This window comes from Mycobacterium innocens, from assembly GCF_900566055.1.
Taxonomy (GTDB): Bacteria; Actinomycetota; Actinomycetes; order Mycobacteriales; family Mycobacteriaceae; genus Mycobacterium; species Mycobacterium innocens.
In genome coordinates this window covers 1-3,508 of sequence record NZ_UPHQ01000082.1, presented here as the reverse complement: position 1 = coordinate 3,508, position 3,508 = coordinate 1, and the positions used below count along the sequence as shown (strand labels likewise).

The 3,508-nt window shown below is 68.3% G+C and carries 2 protein-coding genes and 1 pseudogene; 1 reads left to right on the top strand and 2 read right to left on the bottom strand.

Annotated elements, in window-relative coordinates; genetic code table 11:
- Positions 1-211, bottom strand: a pseudogene (locus tag EET03_RS09765) (sulfatase); the annotation flags it as partial.
- Between the two features lie 229 nt (positions 212-440).
- On the opposite strand from EET03_RS09765, the gene EET03_RS09760 reads away from it, so the two are divergent.
- Positions 441-2,159 (top strand): thiamine pyrophosphate-binding protein, encoded by a 1,719-nt coding sequence (locus EET03_RS09760; protein WP_075542511.1) that lies wholly within the window; start codon positions 441-443, stop codon positions 2,157-2,159.
- 180 nt (positions 2,160-2,339) lie between these two features.
- On the opposite strand, the gene EET03_RS32355 is transcribed toward EET03_RS09760, so the two are convergent.
- Complete coding sequence (locus tag EET03_RS32355) at positions 2,340-2,465, bottom strand: hypothetical protein (protein ID WP_279637655.1); 126 nt, start codon at positions 2,463-2,465, stop codon at positions 2,340-2,342.
- Between the last annotated feature and the right edge of the window lie 1,043 nt (positions 2,466-3,508).

Here is a 3,508-nt window from a genome sequence, read left to right as displayed (position 1 = left end):
CCCCCACACCCCAGGCCGCCCCCCGGCGGCCAAGGCGGTTACCGGTGTCGATCAGCACGGGTTTACCGTCGGTGTCCTTGCCGACCAGCACGGCGCCGGTCAACTCCAGCGTCCTGTTCTTCACTATCTCGGTCAGGGTGTCGAAATCGCGGCGCGCGGCGGCGAGGTCGGAGTAGCCGGCCACCAGTACCAGCGCATGATCATCGGTCATGGAAGTCCCTTCCGCAGATGTTGAGCTTCGGCTCCCCGCACGCCGTAGCAGCAATCGTGGTGACCCGCGGAACCAACGGGTAGGGACCAACGTCCCCGAATCGCCGCGCGGCCGCCAACGACCGACGTGGACTCCGGGGAACTTGAGGTAGGGGACTTCAGCCTCTTCTGCTAACGGGTGCGCCGGTGGTGCGATTCATGGGTGAGCGACTCACCCTTGGGAGGTTGAGATGACCGAGATGACCGGTGGCGAGCTGTTCGCCCGTTCGCTTCAGGCCGAGGGGATCGAGTTCCTCTTCGGGCTGCCGTCTCCGGAGATCGATCCGCTTTTCGCGCAATTGAAGGCCTACGGTATCCGGCTGGTGCCGGTGCGCCACGAAGCGGCCGGGGTGCACATGGCCGAGGGCCTGTACAAGACAACGGGCAAGGTAGCGGCCGTGCTGGGCAATCCCGGCCCCGGCTCGGCGAACCTGCTGCCGGGGGTAGTCACCGCACTTCACGAAGGTGTTCCGGTGCTCGCCATCACTTCCCAGCACCGGCTCGGGATCGTCTATCCGTCACCGCCGTCGACCTTCCAGGGCCAAGACCAACTCGACCTTTTCCGGCCCGCGGTCAAATGGGGCGGCCCGATCTTCGAATGGGCACGCATACCCGAGGTGCTACGGCTGGCGTTCCGCGAGATGCACAACGGACGGCCGGGTCCGGTCCACATCGAGCTGCCGGCACCGATTCTGTATGAGACCGGCGATCCGCGGACGGCGCCGGTGTGGCCGCCCGCCAGCTACCGCGTCGGGCCGCCGCAGCCGTCGGACCGCCAGCTCGACGAGGCCGCGGGACTGCTGGCGGCCGCCCAGCGCCCGGTGGTGATCGCGGGCCAAGGCGTCGACCGCGCCGACGCACGCGGTGGTCTGCTGGATATCGCCGAGCTGCTCGGCTGCCCCGCCATCGGCTCGATGGCCGGGCGCGCGTGCGTCCCCGCCGATCATCCCAACTACGTGTTCGGGTTCGGCCCGGCCGGCGACCTCGCGCGCAGCGAGGCCGACGTGTTGCTGGTGGCCGGCTCCCGGATGGGAAACCTCGACGTCCCCTACGACAGCTACTGGGGCGACCCGGCGGGCAAGCGGCTGATCCAGATCGACATCGACCCAAGGCATTTCGGCGTCACCCGGCCGCTGCACCTGGGCATCCTGGCCGACGCACGAGTCGCGCTCGACGGCATTGCCGCGCGGCTGCGCGCGACGGATCTCGGCCCCCGCGACGGCGCCGACCTGGCCCGCTACCGCCGGCTCGACGAGCAGGTCCGGATGCAACTGGCCACCCCGATACTCGAATGGCAGGGCCCGGGCATCCACCCCGCGCACGCGGCCGGTGTGATCGGCGCGGTTTTCGGTCCGGATGCGGTGTACACCGTCGACGGTGGCAACACGTCGCTGTGGGCCTACAACGTACTGCCCCCGACACGGCCGCGGTCCTATCACTCGATCCTCGAGCTCGGGATGCTCGGCACCGGGATCCCGTCGGCGATCGGCGCCAAACTGGGCGCGCCCGAGCGCGAGGTCGTATGCGTCACCGGCGACGGGGCCGCCGGATTCAACATCATGGAGTTGCAGACCGCCGCCCGTGAGGGCATCGACGTCACCGTCGTGGTGTTCGCCGAGGGCTCATGGACGATGGAGGAGCTGAACGAACTTCAGTTGTACGGCACGACATTCGGCACCGCGCAGGGCGAGATCCGGTGGGACATCGTCGCGCAGGGACTCGGCTGTCACGGCGAGTACGTGGAGCGGATCGAGGACCTCGACGGCGCCCTGCGTCGTTCTCGCGAACACGGCGGCCCGAGCCTGGTGTGTGTGCGGACCGATCACGCCGCCAACCTCGCCATCCCGGCCGAGATGACGGCCCGGTTCTTCGAGGTCTACTCCGGCCCCGCCAAACCCGCCGTGGTCTAAGGTGCGGCTACGGCAGTGCGTTCGTCCCGCGCATGCTCGCGCAGGGCGAGGCGGCATTGATCCCGGCCGGCCGGATGGCGCCGCGCCGCACTGCGAAGTTCGGCGTTGTCGGCCTGAGCCTCCGCTATCCAGGATGGGAGTGCACGTGTCGGATGCCGATCCTCAGCGAGTGATGCGAGACTATCCGGATCCTCCGTCGTCGGATTGGTCGGCAATGCAGGTCCGGTAGGCCTCCCAGCACATCGCGGCAGCGTCAGGCGGCGCATACCTCTCCCGGTAGATGCCTATTTGCACGCTGGCCGACATGCAGGCCTGCTTTTCGCTGGTACAGCTCGTTGTGGGCGCGTCCTGTTGCTGCAGGGGCAGGGTGCCCAGGTCTCCGGCGATCTCCCCGCTTACACAGGGTGTTGTCGGCGACTCGGCCGCCGCCGGGTGGCTAAGACGCCGGCGATCGGGCAGAGCAGAACTGTTGCCAGCGCTAGCCGGGCAACGGGTTTGAAAGACATCAGAGCGGCTCCTCACCAAACAATATGCAGAGGTTTCAGAGTTACGCCCGTCGTCTTGTCGGATCAGCGCATTAGGGCCCAAGGCGGGGGAAGAAGTCCCTAGGGCGAGAAGCCTTCACGGATCGAACGTGAGCTCCATGCTTCGCGCATAGTGCGTCGTTGGGGCACCTTCGTGGCCGCGATCTTGGCAGCTTCGCCGGTTACCGCGGATCCGCCGGGCAACCTGATGGGGCATGCTGCCCGCGGACAAAGAGCAGCACCAGCGTGTGCGTTATCGCCCCGGGCGTCGAGCATTGCGGCCGGCGCCTGTGCGGGGTGAGGCGTGCGCTGAGCGGTGGCGTGATGACGATTAGCCATCACGAATCCGAGGCAACACAGCAGCACAGCGATCACCGCTATCAGCACCGCCGCCCTGCCAGCCCGTGCCCTTACGGCGAGTCTGCCGGGACAGCTAGCCCGTGGGACACGCGCGAGCGAGCCCGGCCCGGCGGCCTGCGTCGCCTCGGATTGGCGCGGTGCGGGCGAACCGACATGGACGGCAGGGGGATTCGCAAACCGCAGACGCGGGGCGCAGCCGACCGCCAGAGCAGCGCGTACCGCGCGGGCGAATTCCCCCGCGGTTTGGTAGCGGTCGCCGGGGTCTTTGGCCATCGCGGCGGCGACGACGCCGTCGAGTGCGGCCGGCAGCCCGGCCACGTAGTCGCTAAGTGGTCTCGCCCGGAAGTCCGTCGGGGGTTAGGTCCAGGCGGTCGGATCGCCGAGATAGAGACCGCAGGCGGTGTCGAGCGCGTCCTCGGGTGCGCCAGCGAATTGACCGGTGGACAGAACAGAATCCTGGTAACC

Coding starts and splice junctions, on each gene's coding strand:
- EET03_RS09760 (WP_075542511.1), top strand. CDS start 441: ATGACCGAGATGACCGGTGGCGAGCTGTTCGCCCGTTCGCTTCAGGCC.
- EET03_RS32355 (WP_279637655.1), bottom strand. CDS start 2,465: ATGTCGGCCAGCGTGCAAATAGGCATCTACCGGGAGAGGTATGCGCCG.